The following is a 22,860-nucleotide window of genomic DNA, read 5'->3' on the forward strand; positions in this document are numbered from 1 at the left end:
GAGGTCCGAGGAACAACGGGCCACGCAGCGATGCGTGGCCTTTTTTGCTTGCCCGTTGGCAAGCTGCGCGGGCTTGGATTGCCTGCAGAAAGCGAATATTAATTCGGAGTAACCACGATGTTTGCAGCCAGACGCCTGATGGTCCTGACCTTGATCCTGCTCTGCAGCGCCTGCGCGCAGCGACCCATCCAGCTTTACGACGGCAACCCCGCCGGGACCGCCACGATCAGCATGCCGGAGCAACTGGAGGTGGAGCAGCTGAACGGCAAGCCGGTACGGGGTGCCAAGGGCATGTTCACGCGTGGCGACAAGAACCTCGAGGTGGCGGCCCCGGGGCGTTACGAGCTGATGGTGTTCTACCGGGAGGTCCTCAATCCCCAGGGCGAACATGAAGTAGCGAAATCCGATCCAGAGCTGTTCGTGGTCGATGCCGTGCCCGGTCACCGCTACCGTCTCGATTATGAGCGCCCGCGCAATACAGCCGAGGCGCGCCAACTGGCAGCGGACTTCAAGGGGTGGATCGAGGACCAGAATACAGGTGTACGGACGGCCTCCACCGACAGCGGGCTGGCTTTCGACCGGAGCATCGGGGCAGCACTCCAGCCGGGCAGCAAGCTGATCAGTGCGTCGGAGCAACAGCCTGGTGCGAAGCAGATCATCGCCCCCCTGGCGATTCCGCCCGCGGCTGCATCGGCGACGGCCGTTTCGATACCGGCCCCAGCCCTGGTTCCTGCCGTGGTGCCGGCGCCGGCTGCCGGGTCGGCATCAGCTCCGGCCAAGCCTGCCGCCGATATCATGGAGCGGCTGCCGCTGCTGAAGGCCTGGTGGAAGCAAGCCAGCGTCGAGGAGCGCAAGCAGGCGCTACGCTGGGTTGGCGATGATGTCGAGCAGGGCGGCTCCGAGTACCTAGCCTCGTTCCAGGGGCTCTGGCGCCAGGCCCGTAGCGCCGAGCGCCGCGATTTCGTGAGCTGGGCGGGATCGCACTGAATTGGGGCATTCCCGGAACCGGCGTTCATGTGAAGGCACCTGTACGGTGCCTTTTTCATTTAAATGACACAAATCTTAAAAAAAAGCTTCACCACCGGTCCTCATACTCCGCGCCGTTAAACAACCAGTAGCCGACAGGTTCCTGGGGCAATAGCTCTCTTTGTGGGGGGTCGGGTTCCAAGTGGACCCGGACTGATCGAAGGGCGCGCGGGTTCCCAATTATTTTCGAGACAGGAGTGCTGTTGTGAAAAAGAATCTCATCGCTGTTGCCGTGGCTGCCATGACGGTCGTCCCGACGGTTTCTTTCGCTGCCGACACCAAGGTGTACGGCCGCTTCAACATCGGCCTTGACCGGGTCAAGGATGAAATCGGCCTCGGCGACGGCGGCCTGAACAACAACGCCACCGGCGCGGCTGCCGAAGGCGCTTGGCGCATTCGCGACATGGTCAACTCCTCGCGTCTGGGCTTCAAGGGCAAGGAAGATGTGGGTCTGGGCGATCTCGCCGTGATCTACCAGCTCGAGTACGGCATCGACCCGGATGGTTCCGAGGGCGCGGCTTTCTCCCAGCGCAACATCTTCGTCGGCCTGACCGGCGGCTTCGGTACCGTGAAGTTCGGCAAGTACGACACGCTGATCAAGGATGCCGGTGCCAAGGTCGACCAGTTCAATGACCAGTCGATCGGTGATATCACCTTCCTGATGGTCGGTGAGAACCGCGAGAACAACCTGATCTCGTACTCCTCGCCGAAGATCGCCGAGATGCTGACCCTGAACGCGGCCGTCCAGCTGGGTGAGCGCCGTGCAGCCACCGACAACGCTGCCGACTTCGACAAGGGCCTTGCCGACACCTTCTTCCTGTCCGCCGATTTCGAGTCGGGTATCTTCTTTGCCACGCTGGCCTACGCCGACAACGACGTCCAGACGCTGAAGATGGACAACCTGGCGGGTGTGACCGGTACGGACCAGTGGCGCCTCGCCGCCGGCGTGAAGATGCCGATGGGTCTTGAGTTGGGCGCGCTCTACCAGGTCGCTACTGGCATCTCGTCGGTTGCTGCCCCCACCGGTGACGACCGCGAAGAGACCAGCTACCTGGTTTCGGCTGCCTTTACTGTTGATGCCTTCAAGTTCAAGGGGCAGTACGGCAAGACCGATGCCGATGTCACCGACAACAGCCGTGACATGTTCGGCCTGGGCGTGGACTACAAGCTGAGCAAGGCGTTGACGACTCAGGTCTTCTACATGAACTACTCGCAGGATGCGGTGGCGAACATGGTGCCGGCCGGCAGCAGCGGCGACACGAGTTCCTATGGTCTGGCGATGATTTACAGCTTCTAATTTGTCCTGTACCGCTACAAGAAAAGCCCGGCGCGAGCCGGGCTTTTTTCTGGTGCGGACTTTCTTTCTCAGCCCCGGCGGCTGCGCACTGCTTCCGACAGCGTTTCTAGCACCCCGGCCGAGTCGTCCCAACCGATGCAGGCGTCGGTGATGCTCCTGCCGTATTCCAGGCCTTCCACCGGATCCTTGCCCGGCGTGAACTTCTGGGCGCCGGGCTGCAGATGGCTCTCCACCATCACCGCGAAGATGCGCCGCGAGCCTCCGGCCAGCTGACCGGCGATGTCCCGCGCCACGTCGATCTGGCGCTGGTGCTGCTTGGAGCTGTTGGCGTGGCTGCAATCCACCATCAGCGAACCTGGCAGCCCAGCCGCTTCCAGGGCCTTGCCGGCAGCCTCGACGCTGGCGGCGTCATAGTTCGGCGCGCTGCCACCGCCGCGCAGGATCAGGTGGCAGTCGCGGTTGCCCTCGGTGCGCACGATGGCGACATGGCCGTTCTTGTGCACCGACAGGAAGTGGTGGCCGCGCGCGGCCGCCTGGATGGCGTCGGTGGCGATGCGGATGTTGCCGTCGGTGCCATTCTTGAAGCCGATGGGCGCCGACAGGCCCGAAGCCAGCTCGCGATGGATCTGGCTTTCGGTGGTGCGCGCGCCGATGGCGCCCCAGGAGATCAGGTCGCCGATGTACTGCGGCGAGATCACGTCCAGGAACTCACTGCCGGCCGGCAGGCCCATGCGGTTGATGTCGATCAGCAGCTGGCGCGCGATGCGCAGGCCTTCGTCGATGCGGCAGCTTTCGTCCAGGTAGGGATCATTAATCAGGCCCTTCCAGCCCACCGTGGTGCGCGGCTTCTCGAAGTACACGCGCATGACGATCTCCAGCGTGTCCGCGTACTTCTCGCGCTCGGCCTTGAGGCGCCGTGCGTACTCCAGCGCGGAGGCCGGGTCATGGATCGAGCAGGGGCCCATGATCACCAGCAGGCGATCATCGCGGCCGGCCATGATGTCCTGGATGCGGCCGCGGGTCTGCTTGACCAGGGTCTCGACCGCCGTCCCCCGGATCGGGAAGAAGCGGATCAGGTGTTCGGGCGGGGGCAGCACGTTGATGTCCTTGATGCGTTCGTCGTCGGTATTGCTGGTCTTGTCCACGCTGGACGGCCAGCCGGCGCGGCCTGTTTCGATGTTGGTGCTCATGCTGGGTGCTCTGTGGAAAATCCTTCGGGAAACAAAAAACCGCCGGGGCTTTCGCGCCGGCGGTTGTCTGGGATGCGTTGTCTGAATCTGTTACGCGCGCGCCCTTCGTCCGCCGGAAGCCGGAGACCAGTAGCCAAAATAATAGGCGCGAGAGATCGACATGGGCCGGACTATAGCACGGGCTTCCGCGGCCCTAGAAGTAGTGATGACCGATGCCCCAGGCCACCGCCGAGATGAAGGCGGAGGCGGGGATCGTCAGCACCCAGGCCCAGACGATGCTGCCGGCCACGCCCCAGCGCACGGCCGAGACCTTGCGCGAGGAGCCTACGCCGACGATGGCGCCGGTGATGGTATGCGTGGTCGACACCGGGATGCCCAGGGCTGTGGCGAAGAACAGCGTCATGGCCCCGCCGGTTTCCGCGCAGAAGCCGCCCACCGGCTTGAGCTTGGTGATCTTCTGGCCCATGGTCTTGACGATGCGCCAGCCGCCGAACATGGTGCCCAGGGCAATGGTGATATAGCAGGAGAACACCACCCAGGTCGGTACCGGGTCGGCTGCGCTGGTCATGCCGGCGGCGATTAGCAGCATCCAGATGATGCCCGCGGTCTTCTGCGCGTCGTTGCCGCCGTGGCCCAGGCTGTAGAGCGCGGCGGACATCAGCTGCAGGCGCCGGAAGCGCCGGTCCACCCGGCGCGGGTTGCTGCGGAAACACAGCCAGGACACCGCCAGCATCAGCAGCGAGCCCAGCAGGAAGCCCAGCAGCGGCGCCACCACGATGAAGGCCACGATCTTGAACAGGCCCGCCTTCATCAGTGCGCCGGTGCCCACCTTGGCCACGCCGGCGCCGACCAGGCCGCCCACCAGGGCGTGCGAGGACGAGGAGGGCAGGCCGTACCACCAGGTGATCAGGTTCCAGGCGATGGCGCCGGTCAGGGCGCCGAAGATCACGTAGTGGTCAATGATCGAAGGGTCGATGGTGCCCTTGCCGATGGTGGCGGCGACCTTCAGCGGGAAGATGAAGTAGGCGATGAAATTGAAGCTGGCGGCCCACAGTACGGCCCACTGCGGCTTGAGCACGCCGGTGGAGACGACCGTGGCGATGGAGTTGGCCGCGTCGTGGAAGCCGTTCATGAAGTCGAACAGCAAGGCCATGATGACCAGCAGGATGACGATTTCGAGGGTCACTTGTCGGCCCTCAGTTGTTTTCGAGCACAATGCCTTCGATGATGTTGGCGACGTCCTGGCAGCGATCCGTCACCGATTCCAGCAGTTGGTAGATTTCCTTCATCTTGAACAGCTGGCGGGTGTCGGCTTCCTCGCGGAACAGCTTGGCCATGGCCGAGCGCATGACGTGGTCGGCATCGCTTTCCAGGCGGTCGATGATCTTGCACTGGTCCAGCATGGCCTGGGCATTCTTCATGTCCGGCAGCAACTTGACCGTCTCGCGCACCCGCTCGGTGCTTTCCAGGCAGATGGCGGCGAGGTGGCTGGCCTCCTCGGTGACATGGTCGATGTCGTAGAGGAACAGGCACTGGGAGACGTCTTCCATCAGGTCGAGGATGTCGTCCATCCGCGTGATCAGCTGGTGGATCTCGTCGCGGTCCAGCGGCGTGATGAAGGTCTGGTGCAGCAGGTGCATGGTTTCATGCGTGATCTTGTCTGCCGCATGCTCGATGCTCTCGATGTTGCGTTTGCGGATGCTCAGCTCGCCGATGTTGGCCATCAGGGCCTTCAGTTCCACGGCGCCGAGCACCAGCTGTTCGGCATGTTCGACGAAGTACTCGAAGAAACGGCCCTCTTTGGGCATCAGGCGTCCGAACATTTGCTGCTCCTGTAGTCCATAATCCGGGTGCCGGACTGCCCAGCCCCCGCGAGAGGGCGCGAAGGATAGGGGAGTCGGCAGCAGATTGTCACATTTCTGTAACAATCCGGGCGAATTCAGCCGCCGTTCAGCGCTGTTCAGCGTGTCTTGCCGTTTAATATCAAGCTCTTGGCCCCGGGCTGACGGAGCCTTACACTGCGCCGCCTATGGCCCCCCGCAAGCTCAAAGCCTTCATTCTCTCGTCGTTGCTGCTGGTCCTGAGCGTCGGCCTGGTCGCCTTCTCTGCCTATCTGCTGAGCCTGGACAAGCGCGTGCGCGATCTTTTCGCGGGCGCACGCTGGCAGCTGCCGGCACAGGTCTATGCCGCGCCGGCGGAGCTTTATCCGGGCCTCAACCTGGAAAAGGACACGCTGCGGCACGAACTGGCCCGCCTGGGCTATCGCGAGTCGGCGGAGCTGCAGGGGCCGGGCACCTACGCCGTGACCAAGGCCGCCCTGCAGGTGCAGACCCGCGCCTTCGACTTCTGGGATGGCCCGCAGCCCAGCCTGCAGCTGGGGATCAAGTGGAGCGAGGACGGCAACGTCGGCGAGGTCTACGACCTGGAGGCCGGGGCGCCGCGCGACATCGTGCGCCTGGACCCGATGCTGATCGGCAGCATCTACCCCAAGCAGGGCGAGGATCGCGTGCTGGTCAAGCTCTCCGAGGTGCCGGAGCTGATGACCAAGGGCCTGCTGGCGGTGGAGGACCAGGGTTTCCGTCATCACTTCGGCGTCAGCCCCAAGGGCATCCTGCGCGCCAGCATCGCCAACATGCGCGCCGGCCGAGTGGTGCAGGGCGGCAGCACCCTGACCCAGCAGCTGGTCAAGAACTTCTTCTTCGGCAGTGAGCAGACCTGGCAGCGCAAGATCAACGAAGCCTTCATGTCCGTGCTGCTGGAGGTCCACTACAGCAAGGACGAGATCCTCGAGGCCTACCTCAACGAGGTGCACCTGGGGCAGGACGGCAACCGCGCCGTACACGGCTTCGGCCTGGGCGCGCAGTTCTACTTCAACAAGCCCCTGGGCGAGCTGCAGCCGCACGAGGTGGCGCTGCTGGTAGGCCTGGTCAAGGGGCCGTCGTTCTACAACCCGCGCCGCAACCCCAAGCGCGCGCTGGAGCGCCGCAACCTGGTGCTCGATGTCTTCCGCGAGGAAGGCCTGATCACCGAGCCCGAGCATGCGGCGGCCATCAAGCTGCCGCTGGGCCTGGCCGGCGGCCGCAGCGGCGTGGAGCGTTATCCCGCCTTCGTCGAGCTGGTGAAGCGCCAGCTCGAGCAGCAGTACCGCCAGGAAGACCTGGTCAGCGAGGGGTTGCGCATCTTCACCACGCTGGAGCCGCGTGCCCAGGAGTCGCTGGAGCGGCGCATCTCGGCGGCCATGCCGCAGTTGGAGAAGGCCCGCAAGATGAAGGAGGACACGCTGGAAGCCGCCGGTGTGGTCACCAGCGTCGACGGTGGCGAAGTGCTGGCGCTGGTCGGCGGGCGCGACACCCGCTATGCCGGCTTCAACCGGGCCCTGGACTCGCGCCGTTCGATCGGCTCGCTGGCCAAGCCCTTCGTCTACCTCACGGCGTTGATGCACCCGGACCGCTTCAACGTCTACAGCATCCTGCCCGATGAGCCGATCACGCTGGAGCAGGCTGGGGCCAAGCCCTGGTCACCGATGAACTATGACCGCCAGCTGCACGGCCCGCAGCCGCTGGTCAACGCCCTGGCGCAGTCCTACAACCTGCCGACGGTCTACCTGGGCCTGCAGTTCGGCCCCAAGGCGACGCGCGATACCCTGGTAGCGGCGGGTTACAGCGGCAACGCCGCCCCGGTGCCCTCCATGTTCCTGGGCGCGGTCGAGATATCGCCGCTGGAAGTGGCGCAGATGTACGGCACGCTGGCGGCCGGCGGTTACCAGGCCTCGCTGTCCTCGATCCGCCAGGTCCAGACCCTGGACCGCAAGCCGCTGTCGCAGGCGCAGATAAAGCTGAAGCAGACCTTGCCGGAGGGGCCGGTCTACCTGCTCAACTGGACCATGCAGTCGGTGCTGACGCAGGGTACGGCCCGCTCGGCCTACAGCGTGCTGCCGGGCGACCGTGCCTATGCCGGCAAGACCGGCACCACCGACGACTACCGCGACAGCTGGTTCGCCGGCTTCGGCGCCGACCGCGTCGCCGTGATCTGGGTGGGCCGCGACGACAACAAGCCCACCGGCCTGTCCGGTGCCAACGGTGCGTTGCCGATCTGGTCGCAGGTGATGAAGGACCTCAACGCCCGCGGGCTGGACCCGGTGCCGCCGCCGGACGTCGAGGAACAGCTGGTGGACCCCGCCAGCGGCCTGAAGGCCGACGAGGGCTGCCCCGGTGCGCGCAGCGTGCCCTACATCCAGGGCCGCGCGCCCGAGCAGTACGCCCCCTGCGCCCATGCGGCGGAGTCGGCGCCCATGCAGTGGCTGCGCGATATTTTTGAGTAGACCGGCGCGGTAGAATGGAGCAGGTTGCCCCGTCGAGAGTCCCATGCCGCTGCGTGTCCTGCTGTTGAGCCTCACCGCCCTGGTGCTGAGCGCCTGCGCCACGCCGCCCGGCAAGCACGAGCGCAGCTACCCGCAGCAGCCGGGCAGCCGGCCGGGTACGCCGACCGCGCCGCCGCGCCCGGGCCTGCCGTCCGAGCCTGTGCCCGGCGTGCCGTCGCCGCTGCCTCCGGCCGCACCGGAGATGGTGCCGCAGGAACCTATCGTGGTGACCCCGCCGCCGCCCAGCGCGCCGCGCTCCGCCGAGGCCGTCAGCGGCCAGGCCGTGACCTCCCTGGTGCGCCAGGCGCGCTCGCAGCGTGCCGCCGGCCAGCCGCAGCAGGCGCAGGCCTCGCTGGAGCGTGCGCTGCGCATCGAGCCGCGCAACTACTTCGTCTGGTCCGCCATGGCGCAGGCCTACCTGGACCAGAAGAATTACGACCAGGCCGAGAGCGTGGCGCAGAAATCCAACAGCCTGGCGCGCGGCAACGTCTATGCCGAACTGGAGAACTGGAAGACCATCCGCGCGGCTCGTGCCGCACGGGGTGACGCCAGCGGTGCGCAGGCCGCGCAGGACCGCGTGGCGGCGCTGCAGGCCGCGGTCGCGGGCGCGGCGCCATAGGCTCCGCGCAACCGATGGACGATTCCGCCGCCGCGCTGCTGGGCGCGGACGGACCGCTGGCGGCCAGCATCCCGCAGTTCACGCCGCGCCTGCCGCAGCAGGAGATGGCGGATGCCGTGGAGCAGGCGCTGCGGCACGATGAAGCGTTGGTGGTGGAGGCCGGTACCGGCACCGGCAAGACCTACGCCTATCTCGTGCCGGCCCTCATGTCCGGCCGCCGCGTGGCGATCTCCACCGGTACCAAGACCCTGCAGGACCAGCTGTTCCACCGCGACCTGCCGCGTGTGCGCGATGCCCTGGGCATCCCCTCGCGCGTGGCGCTGCTCAAGGGCCGCGGCAACTATCTCTGCCTGTACCGCATGAAGCGCGCGCGCCTGGTGCCGGCGCTGAAGTTCCTCTATCTGCGCCTGCGGGAGGTGGAGGACTGGGCGCGGCGCACGCAGACCGGCGAGATCTCCGAGCTGGGCAGCCTGGAAGGGGAGGAGGTGCTGGTACGCCAGATCACCTCGACCGCCGACAACTGCCTGGGCAGCCGTTGCCCGGACTTCGACCAGTGCCACGTCGCCCGGGCGCGGCGCAATGCGCAGGCGGCCGACGTGGTGGTGATCAACCACCACCTGCTGTTCGCCGACTTCGTGCTCAAGGAGGAGGGCTTCGGCCAGATCCTGGCCGGCACCGACGCCGTGATCGTGGACGAGGCGCACCAGTTGCCGGAGCTCGCCGCGCAGTTCTTTGGCCAGCGCCTGTCCACGCGCCAGCTGCAGGACCTGGCCAAGGACACGCAGACCGAGGCCGACAACCTCGGCGACATGCCGCAGCTGCGCGAGGCCGCCGAGACGCTGGCCGCCGCCACCCTGCGCTTCGAGAATGCCTTTGCCGGCCCGCAGGGCAGGGTGACGCTGCAGGAGTTCCTGTCGCGCCCGATGACGCGCGATCTCTGCGCCACGGCCGGCGATGCCCTGCAGGCACTGTTCGAGGCGGTGAAGCCCTTCGAGGAGCGCAACGCCGAGCTCGCCGCCTGCGTGACGCGCGCGGACGATGCGCTGCGCCGCTACAGCCACATCATCTCCGGCGTCGATCCGGAGCAGGTCCGCTGGGCCGAGCCGGCCATGCGCGGTGGCAGCCTGCATGCCACGCCGATCCTGGTGGCCGACGGCTTCCGCCGCATGCTGGAGACGTACCCCGGCGCCTGGGTGCTGACCTCCGCGACCCTGGCCACCAGCGACGGCTTCGGCCACTTCACCCGCGAGCTGGGCCTGGACCAGGCGCGCACGCTGCAACTGGAAAGCCCCTTCGATTTCGAGAGCCAGGCGCGCCTGTACCTGCCGCGCGGCCTGCCCGAGCCCAACCATCCCGAGTATCCGGAGGCGGTGGTCAATGCCGTGCTGCCGGTGATCGACGCCAGCCGCGGCGGCGTGTTCGTGCTCTGCACCAGCCACCGCGCGCTCAAGCGCATCGCCGCCGGCCTGCGCACGCGCCTGCAGATGCAGATCTTCGTGCAGGGGGAAGACAGCCGCTCGGCGCTGCTCGACGCCTTCACGCAGGATGGCAACGCCGTGCTGGTAGGCACCAGCAGTTTCTGGGAAGGCGTGGACGTGAAAGGCCAGGCCCTGCGCGTGGTGGTCATCGACAAGCTGCCCTTTACCGCGCCGGGCGACCCCGTGTACGAGGCCAAGCTCGACGCCATCCGCCGTGGCGGCGGCAAGCCCTTCTTCGACCTGCAGTTGCCCGAGGCCATCGTCATGCTGCGGCAGGGCGCCGGCCGCCTGATTCGCGATGCAGAGGATCGGGGGCTGCTGATGCTCTGCGACCCGCGCCTGCGCAGCAAGGGCTATGGACGGCAGGTGCTGGAGAGCCTGCCGCGCATGCCGGTGCTGACCGATCTGGGTGAGGTGCGGGACTGGATGGAGGCCATCGCGTAGGAGCAGCCGTTGCCGCGATTGCCCATCCTTCAGGCAAACGTCGCTTGCGGCTGACAGCCGCTCCTACAATATCGCCATGAAGATTCTCGCCCTGGATACCGCCACCGAAGCCTGCTCCGTCGCCCTGTCCGTGGACGGGCGTATCGAGGAGCGTTTCGAGACCGCCGGCCGCAGCCACACCGAGCGCATGATGCCGATGGTGCAGGAGCTGATGGCCGGTGCCGGCCTGGCATTCTCACAGCTCGACGGCATCGCCTGCGGCATCGGGCCCGGCAGCTTTGCCGGGGTGCGCATCGGCGTCGGTTTCGTCAAGGGGTTGTCGCTGGCGCTGGACCGGCCGGTGGTCGGCGTGTCCTCGCTGCCGGCGATGGCGCTGCGCGCGATCCGTGGCGGCGCGACGCAGGTGCTGGCGGCGATCGACGCGCGCATGAACGAGGTCTATTGGGGCGCCTACGTGGCCGCGGGCGACGGGCGGCCGCGCGCCCTGCGCGAAGAGGGCGTCTGCGCTCCCGCCGAGGTGCCCGCCGTGCCCGCCGGGGACTGGACGGCGGCGGGCACCGGCTGGGGCGCCTACCCCGAGGTGTTGCCGGCGGCCTTTGGCGTGACGCCGTCCCGCGTGGTGGCCGACGCCCTGCCGCATGCCGAGGACATCCTGCGGCTGGCCCTGCCGCAGTTCCAGGCCGGGCAGGCCATCTCCGGCGACCTGCTGCTGCCGGTCTACCTGCGCAACAAAGTGGCCCTGACCCTGGTCGAGCAGGCGGCGCTGCGGGCCGGCCGGTAGCCGCAGGCGGCCGATTCAGGCAGAATTCGCGTCCCTCGCGCCGGACCCCGGCACGAAACCTGTCTATGGTGGCCCGTGCCGGCCCTCCGCGACGGCAAGCCGTGAACCCCGCCAGGCCCGGAAGGGAGCAACGGCAGCGGTGTCGCTGGGTGCCGGAGTCAGCTGGTACGGGCCGCCACCCTCTTGAAACTCCGCCAGGCTACTGCGCTGGGCATCTTGCGCGCTGCCGGTGCTCGCGATCCTCGCGTACTGATGTACGCTCCGCGTTTGTCTAAGCGGGCCTGACATTCAGTCAGCCCCGCCCTGTGCCAAACGCCTCCGTTCCGGCGGCACGCAACCTGCCGTCGCTCGCTACGCCTGACGAAGCTTCAAGTCCTTCATCCCGGGTGAATTTCCAGACTGGCCTGACCCGGTCCAATCCGCGACAATCGCGGTTCACCCATTTCTCCTGCCACCCATGAGCTATCTCGCGCTGGCCCGTAAGTACCGTCCGCGGAAATTCGAGGACGTGATGGGGCAGGGGCATGTCGTCAAGGCGCTGTCGCATGCGCTGGATGGTGACAAGCTGCACCCGGCGATCCTGCTGACCGGTACGCGCGGCGTCGGCAAGACCACGCTGGCGCGCATCATCGCCAAGTGCCTGAACTGCGATACCGGCGTCAGCGCCGATCCCTGCAATGTCTGCTCGGCCTGTCGTGAGGTGGACGAGGGCCGCTGCGTGGACCTGCTGGAGATCGACGCGGCCTCCAACACAGGCGTCGACGATGTGCGCCAGGTGATCGAGAACGCGCAGTACGCGCCGGCGCGCGGCCGCTACAAGGTCTACCTGATCGACGAAGTCCACATGCTGTCCAAGAGCGCCTTCAACGCGCTGCTGAAGACGCTGGAGGAGCCGCCGCCGCATGTGAAGTTCATCCTGGCGACCACCGACCCGCAAAAGCTGCTGGTGACGGTGCTGTCGCGCTGCCTGCAGTTCAACCTCAAGCGCCTGCCGGTGTCGGTGATCCGCGACCAGCTGGCCAAGGTGCTGGATGATGAAGCGGTGGCCTACGAGATCGCTGCGCTGACCGAAATCGCGCGTTCCGCCGATGGCTCGATGCGTGACGGGCTGTCGCTGGTGGACCAGGCCATTGCCTTCTCCGGCGGCCAGGGCCTGAAGCGCGAGGGCGTGGAGGAGATGCTCGGCACCACCGGCCGGCAGACCCTGTTCGAGATCCTGGCGGCCCTGGCCGGCGGCGATCCCGACGCGCTGCTGGCCTGCATCCAGCGGCTGGAGGAACAGGCGCCGGACTACGGCGCGCTGCTCAACGACCTGGCCGGCCACCTGCAGCGCATCGCCGTGCTGCAGCTGCTGCCCAATGCCCGCGCCGAGGACGACGATGCGGCCCTGGTGGAGCTGAAGGACCGCCTTGGCCGTGAGGACGTGCAGCTCTACTACCAGATCGCCGTGCTGGGCCGCCGCGACATGCCCTGGGCGCCGGATCCGCGCATGGGCTTCGAGATGACCTTGCTGCGCATGCTGGCCTTCCGCCCGGGCTCGGCCCCGGCGCAGAGCGCCGGCAGCACGCCGCAGGCCCGTAGCGCGCCGGCGGCTGCGGGCGGTGGACGGGCGGCTTCTGCTGCTCCCGCTGCTCCCACCGCGGCGCCGTCCATGGCGCCTGCCGCCGTTGCCGCGGCACCGGCCCGCTCGCCGCCGCCCTCGATCCTGCTGCGGCCGGATGCGGCCTGGGACGAGCGCGTGGAGGCCCTGGGGCTGGATGGCTTCACCAAGCCGCTGGCGCGCAACTGCGTCTGGAGCGGCCGCGAGGGCAGCACGGTCAGCCTGACGCTGGACTCGCGCCTCAAGCACTTGCTGCAGGAGAGCCGCCGCACGGCCATCGAGCAGGCGCTGTCGGCACAGTTGGGCGAGCCCATCCGACTGCAGATCGAGATCGCCACCGCGCCGGTGGCGGACACCCCGGTGGAGCTGGACAAGCAGCGCGCCACCGATCGCCAGCGCAATGCCGAGGCGGCGATCGACGCTGACCCGGTGGTGCGCGCATTCAAGGACATGTTCGGCGCCACCGTGCGCCCCGGCTCCGTGCAGCCGCTCGATTCTTAAACGAACTTCAGGAGATTCCCATGAAAGGCAACATCGGCCAGATGATGCGCCAGGCGCAGCAGATGCAGGAAAACCTCAAGCGCGCCCAGGACGAGATCGCCAAGATGGAGGTGACCGGTGAGTCCGGCGCCGGCATGGTCAAGGTCACGCTGACCGGCAAGTACCAGGCTCGCAAGGTCGAGATAAACCCGGCCGCGCTGCAGGAGGACAAGGAATTCCTCGAAGACCTGATCGCCGCGGCGATCAACGATGCCTCGCAGAAGGTGGAAGAGGTCAGCCGCCAGAAGATGGCCAAGGTTACCGCCGGCATGCAGCTGCCGCCGGGCATGAACCTCGGCTTCTAATTCCCGTCAGGCGCGAAAAGCCGTAGCGAGCGGTCCGAGATTGCAGGATCGGGCGGCGCAGCCGATTTATTCGTGCCTCAACGCCCGACGATGGCCTGCCAGGCAGTGAGCTTGTCGGCCGCCGGCCGGCTGGCATGTGCCGGGCTGGTGGAGGGCAGGCGTTGGTACTCGATGTGGGCGTCGGCGCCGGCCAGTAGCGGCTGCACGTAGCGCTGGTAGCTGCTCTGGGCCTTGCTGCCGTTGAAAAACACGCGCCAGATGCGCGGATGGCGGCGGTAGAACAGTGAGAAATCGTTGGCGACGATCGAATCCTCGACGATGCTGGAGTCCAGGCTGCCGGGCCGCTCGCAGCGTGCCAGCACGTCCCATAGGGCGATGCCGCTCTGGCGCAGGGCGGCCATGCGTTGCTCGTATGGCAGGTCAGCCCCGGCGCCCACCAGTTCGCCCATCAGCCACCAGAACTGGTTGCGGGGGTGGGCGTAGTACTGCTCGGCCTGCAGCGAGGCGGCACCCGGCATCGATCCCAGGATCAGGACCGTGGAACGCTCGTCGGACATCGGCGCGAAACTCTGCACGCTGGTCATGGCGATCATTGGGTGGACGCGAGGCGCGGTCGGGTTTTCGAGGCTTTGCAGCATCATGGTTCAGGCCCCCGTCGGGACGGTTTCGACGGTTTGCTTATAGCAGCCCGTACGCACCGCTCCCCATGGCGGAGGATGAGAGCCCAAGACCAGCCGTTCCAGCGGTCGTCCGGGCCAGGGCACGGCTATCCTGCCCCGGACCGGCTCGCCGCGAAATGGGAAATTTGACGGGTGTCAGGACTGCCGCGCGACGTCAGTCCTCGTGGTGGGTGATCGGCCCGTCCCTGAACAGCCGCTGCTTCAGCTCCTCGGCGAACTTGGCGTCCTTGCGCCGCAGCCATTCGAGCACCATGGCGGCATGCTCCTTCTCCTCGTCACGGTTGTGGACCAGGATTTGCTTCAGCTCGTCGTCCCTGCAGGCGTCGATGCGCTGGTTGTACCAGTCGACCGCCTCCAGTTCCTCCATCAGGGAGACGATGGCGCGGTGATAATCGCGGGTTGCCGCGGTCAGCTCGCCGACCGGCTCGTGGTAGCCCTCATTCGACATGGCTCAAGCCCTCCTTGGCTTGGGCGCTGTCAACGCCATGGACGTCACCGCGACGTCCATGGCGTTGACAGGCCCTGGTCACAGGGGGCCAGGCCCGCGGCCGCGGCTCATCCTGCCTCGGTGAGACAGGCGAAGAAGCAGGAAATTCGCAGGCCCGGCCCGTGCAGGGCGGGTCAGTGCAGGTTCAGGCCTGGTTCCGCTTGACCAGCGGTTCGTCCAGGTCCTTGCTGCGCAGGCGCTTCTGGATGCTGCGCAGGATGCCCGGGCCGTCAAGCCCGATCTGCGTCATCAGTTCCTCGCGGGTGCCGTGCTCGATGAAGTGATCGGGCAGGCCGAGGTTCAGCACTGGCACCAGTTGGTGGTGCTGGGCCAGCAGTTCATTGACGCCGCTACCGGCGCCGCCGACCCGGCTGTTGTCTTCCAGGGTCACCAGCAGGTCGTTCTCCTGGGCCAGCTGCAGCACCAGCTCGACATCCAAGGGCTTCACGAAACGCATGTCGGCGACCACGGCGTCGAGGATGTCGGCGGCCTCCAGGGCCGGCTGCACCATCGCGCCGAAGGCCAGGATCGCCACGCGTGGGCGGCGGCGGCCGATGGCCTCGCGCACGATGCGGCCCTTGCCCAGCGTCAGCGGGCGGGCTTCCTCGTCGATCTCCACGCCCAGGCCGTTGCCGCGGGGGTAGCGCACCGCGGACGGCTGGCTCAGCGACAGGCCGGTGGCCAGCATGCGCCGGCACTCGTTCTCGTCGGAAGGCGCCATCACCACCATGTTGGGGATGCAGCGCAGGTAGGACAGGTCGAAGGCGCCGTGATGGGTGGCACCGTCGGCGCCCACCAGGCCGCCGCGATCCACCGCGAAAACCACCGGCAGGTTCTGGATCGCCACGTCGTGGATCAGCTGGTCGTAGCCGCGCTGCAGGAACGTGGAGTAGATGGCGCAGACCGGCTTGAGGCCCTCGCAGGCCAGGCCGGCGGCCAGTGTCACGGCATGCTGCTCGGCGATGCCGGCGTCGAAGTAGCGCGCCGGGAAGCGCTTGGAGAATTCCACCAGGCCGGAGCCCTCGCGCATGGCCGGAGTGATGCCCACCACCTTGGGATCGCGCTCGGCGGCCTGGCAGAGCCAGTCGCCGAAAACCTGGGTGTAGGCGGGCTTGCCGCCGGGCTTCTTGGACGGGAAGGCACCGGTCACGGGGTCGAACTGGGTGACGCCGTGGTACTTGATGGGGTCGGCCTCGGCCGGGTCGAAGCCCTTGCCCTTGACCGTGAGCACGTGCAGCAGCTGCGGGCCCTTGGCGTCCTTCAGGCGTTCGAAGGCAGCCAGCAGGGCGTCCAGGTCATGGCCGTCGATGGGGCCGTGATAGGTGAAGCCCAGGGTCTCGAACAGCGCGCCGGGATTCTCCAGGTGCGCTTCGTTGTGTTCTTCGTCCGCCGTGAGGCGCGGGGGGGTGTTGAGCCCCAGCTTCTTCACCAGGCGCGCCGAGTGGTTGCGCAAAGCGCCGACGTTCTCGGAGATCGACATGTCGTTGTCGTTGTAGACCACGATCATGTCCAGGCCGATATGGCCGGCGTGGTTCATGGCCTCGAAGGCCATGCCGCCGGTCATGCCGCCGTCGCCAATGATGGCGACCGCGCGGCGCTTCTCGCCCTTGATGCGCGCCGCAGCGGCCATGCCGGCGGCGGCGGAGATCGAGGTGGAGGAGTGGCCTACCCCGAAGGTGTCGTACTCGCTTTCATCGCGATGGCAGAACGGCATCAGGCCGTTGAGGCGGCGGATGGTCTCCAGGCGCGCGCGGCGGCCGGTGAGCATCTTGTGGGGGTAGGCCTGGTGGCCCACGTCCCAGACCAGGCGGTCGCGCGGCGTCTCGAAGGCGTAGTGCAAGGCCAGTGTCAGTTCGACCGTGCCCAGGTTGGCGGCGAAATGGCCACCGATGCGCCCAAGGGTTTCAATGAGATAGCGCCGCATCTCCACTGCCAGGTGAGGCAGCTCGGAGAGCGGCAGGCGACGCAGCTCGGCCGGCGTGTTCACGCGGCCCAGCAAGGTATACCCGGGAATTTCGACCATGTCGGAATTATGAACCCTGTGTGCGCCGCATTGGTGCAATCGCGGTGCAATTATGCGTTTTATGTTGCATTGCAGCAAATCATTGGATTTCAGGCTAGCGCCCTGGACCGGCCCTGTGATTGGCCGACCGGCCCGTGACCCTCCGGCGCGCCGTCATGCCGGGGGCTGCCGGGTCAGCACCGCCACCGGCGGTGCCCAGCGCTCGCCGGGCTTGCGCTTCTGCGTCACCAGGGTCAGGCCGGAGGGCTTGAACACGTTGACGTTGTGCGAGACCGGCGCGGTCAGGATGTACTGCGCGCGGGTGGAGGCCAGGAAGGCACCAACCTTGTCGATGTTGAAGATGTCCAGGTGGGCGAAGGGCTCGTCGATGAACACGAAGCCTCCGGCGCTGCCTTCATCCATCATCAGGCCCACCAGCAGGATCATCGACTTCATCACCTGCTGGCCGCCGGAGGCCTCGCCATCGTTGAGGCCGATCAGGCCCTTCTGGTCGAAGTCGAAACGCACTTCCAGCCCGGCCTGGGCCAGCGACAGGTCGTCGTTGCGGATGTCCGGCTGCTGCATCTCGACCACGATGCCGGCGACCCCGCCGAGCTGCTGCACGTTCTGCGCGTAGCGCCGCAGCGTGGCGCGCAGCTTGTTGATGTAGGCGCCACGGGCGTCATCGGTGAGGCGGCGGGCGCGGTCCAGGTGTACGCCGCGATCCTGGATCGTGCGCTCCAGCAGGCTGTGATCGGTGTGCAGCTTGTCGCGTACCGCCACCACCTGCGCATCGCGCTCGAAGGTGCCCTCCGAGAGCTGGCGGTGCAGGCGCTCGACCTCGCGCTCGGCTTCGCCCACCGACCCGAACCTGGCACGGGCCTCGGCACGGGCGGTGCTGCTGCGCCACTGCGGACGGCGCCGCCAGTCCTGGCGCAGGCTGGCGATGCGCCGGGCCTGCTCCTCGCGGTCCTCGTGCAGGCGCTGCGCCAGCATCGGCACCTGCTGCCGCAACTGCCGCAGGCGTGCGTCGGCGGCGCGGCTGTCGGCATGCAGCTGGGCCAGTTGCTCGGCCAGGCCCTGTTCTTCCTCGCGCAGCGAGTTGAAGCGCTCCTGCTGCGCGGTGACGGCCTGGCGCTGTTCCTCCAGGCGTCCCTCCGCCGCGGCGAACTCTGCGGCGCGGTCGGACAGGTCCTGCGTGGCGCGCGAGCCGGACAGCAAGGCCTGGATCGCGCTGAGGCGCGCCGTCAACTCGGCCTCGCGCTCGGCGATGCGGTTCAGGCGTCGCTGCTGCTGCTCCAGCTGCTCGCGCGCCTGGTCCAGCGCGCGGGCGCCGAAGTGGAAGTCGTTGACGCCGATGTCGCGGGCGCCGCGGCGCTCGCCGTGGTAACCGGCCGGGGTGATCCAGGACTGGTTGCGGGCCAGGTCGGCGCCCTCGCGGGCGTCGGCCACGCGGCGGATGTCGTTGAGCAACTGGCCCAGCCAGCCCGGGATCGGCGCCAGGAAGCGCACGCATTCGGCCAGCGAGCCGGCGCGCGGCGCCGGCGCCGGCGCGCGCTCGGGCACCACGAAGTGGCGGTAGCGCAGCTTTTCGCCCAGCGACCAGGCGCGCGCGGCGTCGCCGGCCTGCGTCAGCAGGATCACGTGGCGGTAGGGCTTGAGCACGGCCTCCACGGCGGCATGCCAGGCCTCGTCGCGGATCTGCACGATCTCGCCCAGGGTCTGGTGGCCGATGCCGGCCTCGTCCAGGGCGCGGCGGAAGCGGGTGACGTCGTCCGGCGTCGGCGCGCGGCCGGACTGCAGGGCGCTGATGCGCGATTCCAATTCCGGCAGGGCGGCACGCAGCTCGCTGCGGTCCAGCTTCAAGCGGCCATGCTCTTCGCGCAGGGTCTCCTGCTCCTGGCTCAGCGCGGCGGCGTCGAAGCCTTCGTTCTGCTGCGCGGCCCGCTCTTCCAGGCGACGGCGCTCGCCCAGCAGGGCCTCGGTGCCGGCCAGCGCGCGGTTGGCGCGCTGCAGGGCCTGGCCGGCATCGGTGAGATGCGATTGCAGGCTGGTCTTGCGCTGCTCGGCGGCGTCGGCGCGCTGCTGCAGCTCTCCCACGCGGCCTTCGCCTGCGGCCAGTTCGTGGGCCTGCTGCGCATGTTCCTGGCGCAGGCCGGCCAGCTGGTTGCGGCTGCCCTTGATGGCGGCGTAGGTCTCGGCGATGCGCACGCGCGGCAGCCATTCGGCCTGCACGGCCTCGGCCTCGCGCGTCAGGTTCATCCACTGGCGGAAGGAGTTGACCTTGGCCTCCTGCTCCTGCAGGTGCAGGCCCAACTCGGCGCGGCGCGTCTCGGTTTCGTCCAGTTCCTTCTGCGCCAGCTTCTGGTCGTCCTGCGCGCGGGCGTAGTTGTCCAGCACCTCCTGGTCGCCGAAGACGTTGAACACCAGCGACAGCAGCTGGCGCGGGCTGTACTCGCAGAGCTTGTCGGTGTCGCCCTGTTCCAGCGCCAGCACGCGGCGGATGGCGCGCGTCAGGCCGGCGTGTTCCAGGTCGGATTCGTACTGGCGCAGGCCGACCCAGCGCACGTCGGGATTCTGCTCGGCCTGCTCGATGCTGACGTCGCCCGGGGCGATGCCGTACTGGCGCTCCCAGTCGCCGCCCTTCTTGCGGATGCGGCAGAGCAGGGTGACCAGCGGGTCCTTGATCGGGAAGAAGGCCTGCTGGCCCGAGGGCCGGCGCGGGTTCTGCACCACGGCGCGCAGCCAGGCATAGGGCTGGTCGGCACGGCGCACGTAGCGCTTGTAGTCACGGCCGCTGGCGCATTCGATGGCCAGCAGCGTGCGGAAGGCGTCGAGCAGCGTGGTCTTGCCGGAGCCGTTGGGGCCCACGACGGTGACGATGGCGCTCTCCAGCGGCAGGCTGAAGCGGCGCCAGTAGTCCCAGTGCAGGACTTCGATCTTTTCGAAGCGGAACATCAGGAGGCTTCCGGTGCGGGCGGGCTGGCCTGGGCCAGCAGGTCGGTCAGCGCGCCGTCGAGGATACGGCCGGCCATGCGGTTATAGTCGAGCACCACGTCGAGCAGCGGTCCTTCGACCAGCTCGCCCTTGCGCGTCTCCTCGACGAAGCCCAGGCGCTTGAGCGTGCCCAGGTTGGCCTGCAATTTGGTGCGACCGCCGAGGCGGTCGGCGAAGTCGGAGTACAGCGCGGCGGTGGCGATGCTGACCCCCACCGACGCGGCATCGGGAATGGGCTTCTCCTGGGCGAACATCTCGCTCTGGTCGGCCGGCTGTTCCTTCTGCTTGCGCTCGATCTGGCGCTGGCGCTTGGGCAGGATCAGCAGCGCCCACAGCACCACCAGCAGGGCGATGGCGTCGCGCGGCAGGCCGAGGTTGTTGGACAGCCAACTGCTCTCGCCGCCCATCACCGGCGATTCGAACTCGCGCTTCAGGCGCAGAGCGACGTGGTCGGCATAGGGGTTGTCGTGGAACTCCAGGCCGCATTCGGCGAGCCGGGCCTGCAGCAGTTCGTGGAAAGACGCGTCGGTGATGGCCCGGCGCACCAGCGCGTCGCTGCGCGGCAGCACCTGCTTGGCCGACAGCCGCGCGATCAGGATGGCGATGTCCTTGTCCATTCAGCTTTGTTCTTTCAGGTGGGTTCTACGCGGCCGGCGCTGATGCGCCCGACGCCGGCGCGGTTGACCGTGGTCAGCTCGCCTTCGGCGATCTGCCAGCGCCGCGGCAGGCGCGCGAGATCGGCGGTGGGGCCGGTCAGCGTCGCCGATTCGGGATCGCCGAGCAGCGACAGCAGGGAGTAGCGGTAGGAGGAGTGCTCGAAGTCGCGGTGCGGCACGCACTGCTCCACGTCCATCGCCTCGGGCAGTTCGCCCAGTTCGGCGAGCCACTCCAGCAGCTGCGGGGCCTGCTCCTCGTTGGGCAGATCGGGGGCCTCGGCGTTCTCCACTGCCGGCGGCAGCGGCGTGTCCAGGCGCTCGGGGCGGACCTTGTCGATCAGTTCATACTCGGCCACGTCCAGCAGCAGGTCGCCCAGCAGGAAGGCATGGCGCGGCAGCACGCTGACGGCCTCGTCGGCGAGCAGGCCCAGTTCGGCGACGCTGCGGCTGCGCAGCCAGGCGCTGAGGTCGGCGCTGGACAGGCCGCTGGTGCCCAGGTGGACGCGCTGGCTCTCCAGCTTGTTCAGCTCGCGCTGGAACACGCTGCTCATCGACAGCAGAGTGCTCTGCACGCGGGCGATGCGGTAGGCGACGTCCTGCACGTCGGGGTCGTCGAGGTATTCCTTGACGCTGTCGATCACGCCGATGCTCTTCTCGATCCACTCCCAGACGCGCTCCAGGCGGCCTTCGGCGGCGCGGATGCGGCGCTCGGAGCGCGACAGCACGGCCTGTTCCAGCTCGCCGTGCAGCTCATTGAGGCGCGACAGCAGGTGCTGCAGTACCTCGGCGTCGACCTTGCCGATGGCGCTGCCGGCGGCGATCTGGCCGGCGATGTAGCCCAGCTCCTCGCCCTGGTCGTCGAACTTGAGCAGCGTCGACAGGGCGGTGACCACCATGCGGCCCAGGGGGCTGAGCTGGTAGACGGCGAGTTCGCTTTCCCACTGCAGCAGCGAATTCTCGCGCAGGCGCTGCAGCACGTTCTCCAGCTTGGCGGGGTCCAGGTAGGCGAAGCGCTCGCGCAGCTCGTTGGGCTGCCAGTGCGGCTGGTCGCCACGGGCGGCGACCTCGCGCAGGATCAGCAGGCGGATCACCACGGCACTCTCGGTGCCGTGGAATACGGTCATCAGCGCCGCCAGCGCATCGCGGGACTGCAGCAGCGGCTGCAGGGCCGCGACGTCCGCCGCCTCGTAGCCGGGGCGGAAGAAGTCCTGCAGTCGGGTGTCGGCGGTGTTGTCCGCTGACCCGCCGTTCAACGGTCGCGCCCCTGGATGTGATTGGCCAGCCAAATCAGCGGCTCGGCCTGGGGGCCGAAGACGCCGACGGCGGCACGGGCCGTGTCGAACAGTTCCTGCGCGCGCTCGCGGGCGGCTGGCAGGCCCATGACGGCGGGGTAGGTGGATTTGTGGGCCGCCTCGTCCTTGCCGGCGGTCTTGCCCAGGGTGGCGGCATTGCCCTCAATGTCGAGGATGTCGTCCTGGATCTGGAAGGCCAGGCCGATGCACTTGCCGTAGCGGTCCAGGGCCTCCAGGTGGATGCTGTCCAGCGGCGACTTGGCGTAGCAGGCCATCAGCAGGCAGGCGCGGATCATGGCGCCGGTCTTGTGGATGTGCAGGGCTTCCAGCTCGGGCAGGCTCAGGCGCTTGCCCTCGGATTCCAGGTCCACGGCCTGGCCGCCGACCATGCCGCGGCTGCCGGCGGCGTCGCCCAGCACCTCGATCATCTTCAGGCGCTGCAGCGGGTCCAGGCCGGAGCCGTGGTCCTGCGCCAGCAGGAAGAAGGCCTGGGCCTGCAGACCGTCGCCGACCAGGACCGCGGTGGCCTCGTCGTAAGCCTTGTGCACGGTGGGGCGGCCGCGGCGCAGGTCGTCGTCGTCCATCGCCGGCAGGTCGTCGTGGACCAGGGAGTAGGCATGGATCAGTTCCACCGCGCAGGCCGGTGCATCCAGGGCGGCGGGCGGCAGGCCCAGGACCTCGCCGGCGGCATAGACCAGCAGGGGGCGCAGGCGCTTGCCGCCGTCGCTGGCGTAGCGCATGGCAGCGTGCAGGCGGGCAGGGTATTGGGTGTCCAGCGGCAACCAGCGGTCCAGGCTGAGCTGCAGGCGCTCCTGGTAGGCCGGGACCCGGGCCGCAAAGGAATCACCGTTCACGCGTCGGCGTCCGGGTCCGGCGCCAGCAGCTTGCGCACGCGCAGCTCGGCGCTGTCCAGCGAGCCGCGGCAGGACTTGCTCAGGCTCATGCCGCGCTCGAACAGCTGCAGGGATTCCTCCAGGCGCAGGTCGCCGCGCTCCATGCGCTGGACGATCTCCTCCAGCTCCCGCATCGCGTCCTCGAACTGGCTAACGGGATCGGCGGGGGTTTCGGGCTGCGGGGCAGGGGGCTTGGCCATGTACCTAAAGTAT

Annotated in this window: 19 protein-coding genes and 1 other RNA gene; 9 read left to right on the forward strand and 11 right to left on the reverse strand. The window is 67.9% G+C overall.

Translation table 11 applies throughout. From position 1 onward, the window contains the following. Positions 1-117 precede the first annotated feature (117 nt). Positions 118-987, forward strand: coding sequence for a DUF2057 family protein (locus QT386_RS07675; RefSeq protein ID WP_289273165.1), 870 nt, complete (start codon positions 118-120; stop codon positions 985-987). A gap of 244 nt (positions 988-1,231) precedes the next feature. Beyond that, entirely contained in the window at positions 1,232-2,323 is a 1,092-nt protein-coding gene (locus QT386_RS07680) for a porin (RefSeq protein ID WP_289273166.1), read from the forward strand. A 68-nt stretch (positions 2,324-2,391) separates the two neighbouring features. On the opposite strand, the gene QT386_RS07685 is transcribed toward QT386_RS07680, so the two are convergent. The 3 genes from QT386_RS07685 to QT386_RS07695 all read right to left on the reverse strand — a co-directional run bounded on the left by QT386_RS07685 (position 2,392) and on the right by QT386_RS07695 (position 5,336). Next, positions 2,392-3,513: a 3-deoxy-7-phosphoheptulonate synthase gene (locus QT386_RS07685; protein WP_289273167.1), complete on the reverse strand. Its 1,122-nt coding sequence runs from the start codon at positions 3,511-3,513 to the stop codon at positions 2,392-2,394. 193 nt (positions 3,514-3,706) lie between these two features. Further along, positions 3,707-4,666: an inorganic phosphate transporter gene (locus QT386_RS07690; protein ID WP_301334221.1), complete on the reverse strand. Its 960-nt coding sequence runs from the start codon at positions 4,664-4,666 to the stop codon at positions 3,707-3,709. Positions 4,667-4,709: 43 nt separating this feature from the next. Next, positions 4,710-5,336 (reverse strand): DUF47 domain-containing protein, encoded by a 627-nt coding sequence (locus QT386_RS07695; RefSeq protein WP_289273169.1) that lies wholly within the window; start codon positions 5,334-5,336, stop codon positions 4,710-4,712. A 206-nt stretch (positions 5,337-5,542) separates the two neighbouring features. Between QT386_RS07695 and mrcB the strand changes: the two genes are divergently transcribed. From mrcB to QT386_RS07730, 7 genes are all read left to right on the forward strand, one after another. Then, entirely contained in the window at positions 5,543-7,834 is a 2,292-nt protein-coding gene (gene mrcB, locus QT386_RS07700) for a penicillin-binding protein 1B (RefSeq protein ID WP_289273170.1), read from the forward strand. 43 nt (positions 7,835-7,877) lie between these two features. Further along, a complete protein-coding gene (locus QT386_RS07705) occupies positions 7,878-8,492 on the forward strand; it encodes a tetratricopeptide repeat protein (protein ID WP_289273171.1) in 615 nt (204 codons plus the stop codon). A 14-nt stretch (positions 8,493-8,506) separates the two neighbouring features. Further along, the gene (locus QT386_RS07710; protein ID WP_289273172.1) at positions 8,507-10,414 is read left to right on the forward strand and encodes an ATP-dependent DNA helicase; all 1,908 of its coding nucleotides are present in this window, start codon (positions 8,507-8,509) and stop codon (positions 10,412-10,414) included. A gap of 76 nt (positions 10,415-10,490) precedes the next feature. Next, entirely contained in the window at positions 10,491-11,195 is a 705-nt protein-coding gene (gene tsaB, locus QT386_RS07715) for a tRNA (adenosine(37)-N6)-threonylcarbamoyltransferase complex dimerization subunit type 1 TsaB (RefSeq protein ID WP_289273173.1), read from the forward strand. 75 nt (positions 11,196-11,270) lie between these two features. Beyond that, positions 11,271-11,367: signal recognition particle sRNA small type (gene ffs / locus QT386_RS07720), an RNA gene on the forward strand. A 285-nt stretch (positions 11,368-11,652) separates the two neighbouring features. Beyond that, positions 11,653-13,296: a DNA polymerase III subunit gamma/tau gene (dnaX, locus tag QT386_RS07725; protein WP_289273174.1), complete on the forward strand. Its 1,644-nt coding sequence runs from the start codon at positions 11,653-11,655 to the stop codon at positions 13,294-13,296. Positions 13,297-13,310: 14 nt separating this feature from the next. Then, entirely contained in the window at positions 13,311-13,640 is a 330-nt protein-coding gene (locus tag QT386_RS07730; protein ID WP_367401408.1) for a YbaB/EbfC family nucleoid-associated protein, read from the forward strand. Positions 13,641-13,717: 77 nt separating this feature from the next. Here QT386_RS07730 and QT386_RS07735 read toward each other — a convergent pair whose 3' ends face one another. From QT386_RS07735 to xseB, 8 genes are all read right to left on the reverse strand, one after another. Next, the gene (locus QT386_RS07735) at positions 13,718-14,281 is read right to left on the reverse strand and encodes a DNA-deoxyinosine glycosylase (RefSeq protein WP_289273176.1); all 564 of its coding nucleotides are present in this window, start codon (positions 14,279-14,281) and stop codon (positions 13,718-13,720) included. Positions 14,282-14,474: 193 nt separating this feature from the next. Further along, positions 14,475-14,768, reverse strand: a complete 294-nt coding sequence (locus QT386_RS07740; RefSeq protein ID WP_289273177.1) for an encapsulin-associated ferritin-like protein — start codon at positions 14,766-14,768, stop codon at positions 14,475-14,477. Between the two features lie 184 nt (positions 14,769-14,952). Next, positions 14,953-16,830 (reverse strand): 1-deoxy-D-xylulose-5-phosphate synthase, encoded by a 1,878-nt coding sequence (dxs, locus tag QT386_RS07745; RefSeq protein ID WP_289273178.1) that lies wholly within the window; start codon positions 16,828-16,830, stop codon positions 14,953-14,955. Between the two features lie 153 nt (positions 16,831-16,983). Beyond that, on the reverse strand, positions 16,984-19,767 hold the full coding sequence (locus tag QT386_RS07750; protein WP_289273179.1) for an ATP-binding protein: 2,784 nt from the start codon (positions 19,765-19,767) through the stop codon (positions 16,984-16,986). After that, positions 19,767-20,423: a hypothetical protein gene (locus tag QT386_RS07755; RefSeq protein ID WP_289273180.1), complete on the reverse strand. Its 657-nt coding sequence runs from the start codon at positions 20,421-20,423 to the stop codon at positions 19,767-19,769. Before QT386_RS07755 ends, QT386_RS07750 begins: the two co-directional genes overlap by 1 nt. A 14-nt stretch (positions 20,424-20,437) precedes the next feature. Next, positions 20,438-21,715 (reverse strand): hypothetical protein, encoded by a 1,278-nt coding sequence (locus QT386_RS07760; RefSeq protein ID WP_289273181.1) that lies wholly within the window; start codon positions 21,713-21,715, stop codon positions 20,438-20,440. Further along, positions 21,712-22,608 (reverse strand): farnesyl diphosphate synthase, encoded by an 897-nt coding sequence (locus QT386_RS07765; RefSeq protein WP_289273182.1) that lies wholly within the window; start codon positions 22,606-22,608, stop codon positions 21,712-21,714. Before QT386_RS07765 ends, QT386_RS07760 begins: the two co-directional genes overlap by 4 nt. Then, positions 22,605-22,847 (reverse strand): exodeoxyribonuclease VII small subunit, encoded by a 243-nt coding sequence (gene xseB, locus QT386_RS07770; protein WP_289273183.1) that lies wholly within the window; start codon positions 22,845-22,847, stop codon positions 22,605-22,607. The genes QT386_RS07765 and xseB overlap by 4 nt, the downstream gene beginning before the upstream one ends. Between the last annotated feature and the right edge of the window lie 13 nt (positions 22,848-22,860).

Origin of the sequence: Solimonas sp. SE-A11 (genome assembly GCF_030345715.1) — a bacterium.
Classification (GTDB): Bacteria; Pseudomonadota; Gammaproteobacteria; order Nevskiales; family Nevskiaceae; genus Solimonas_A.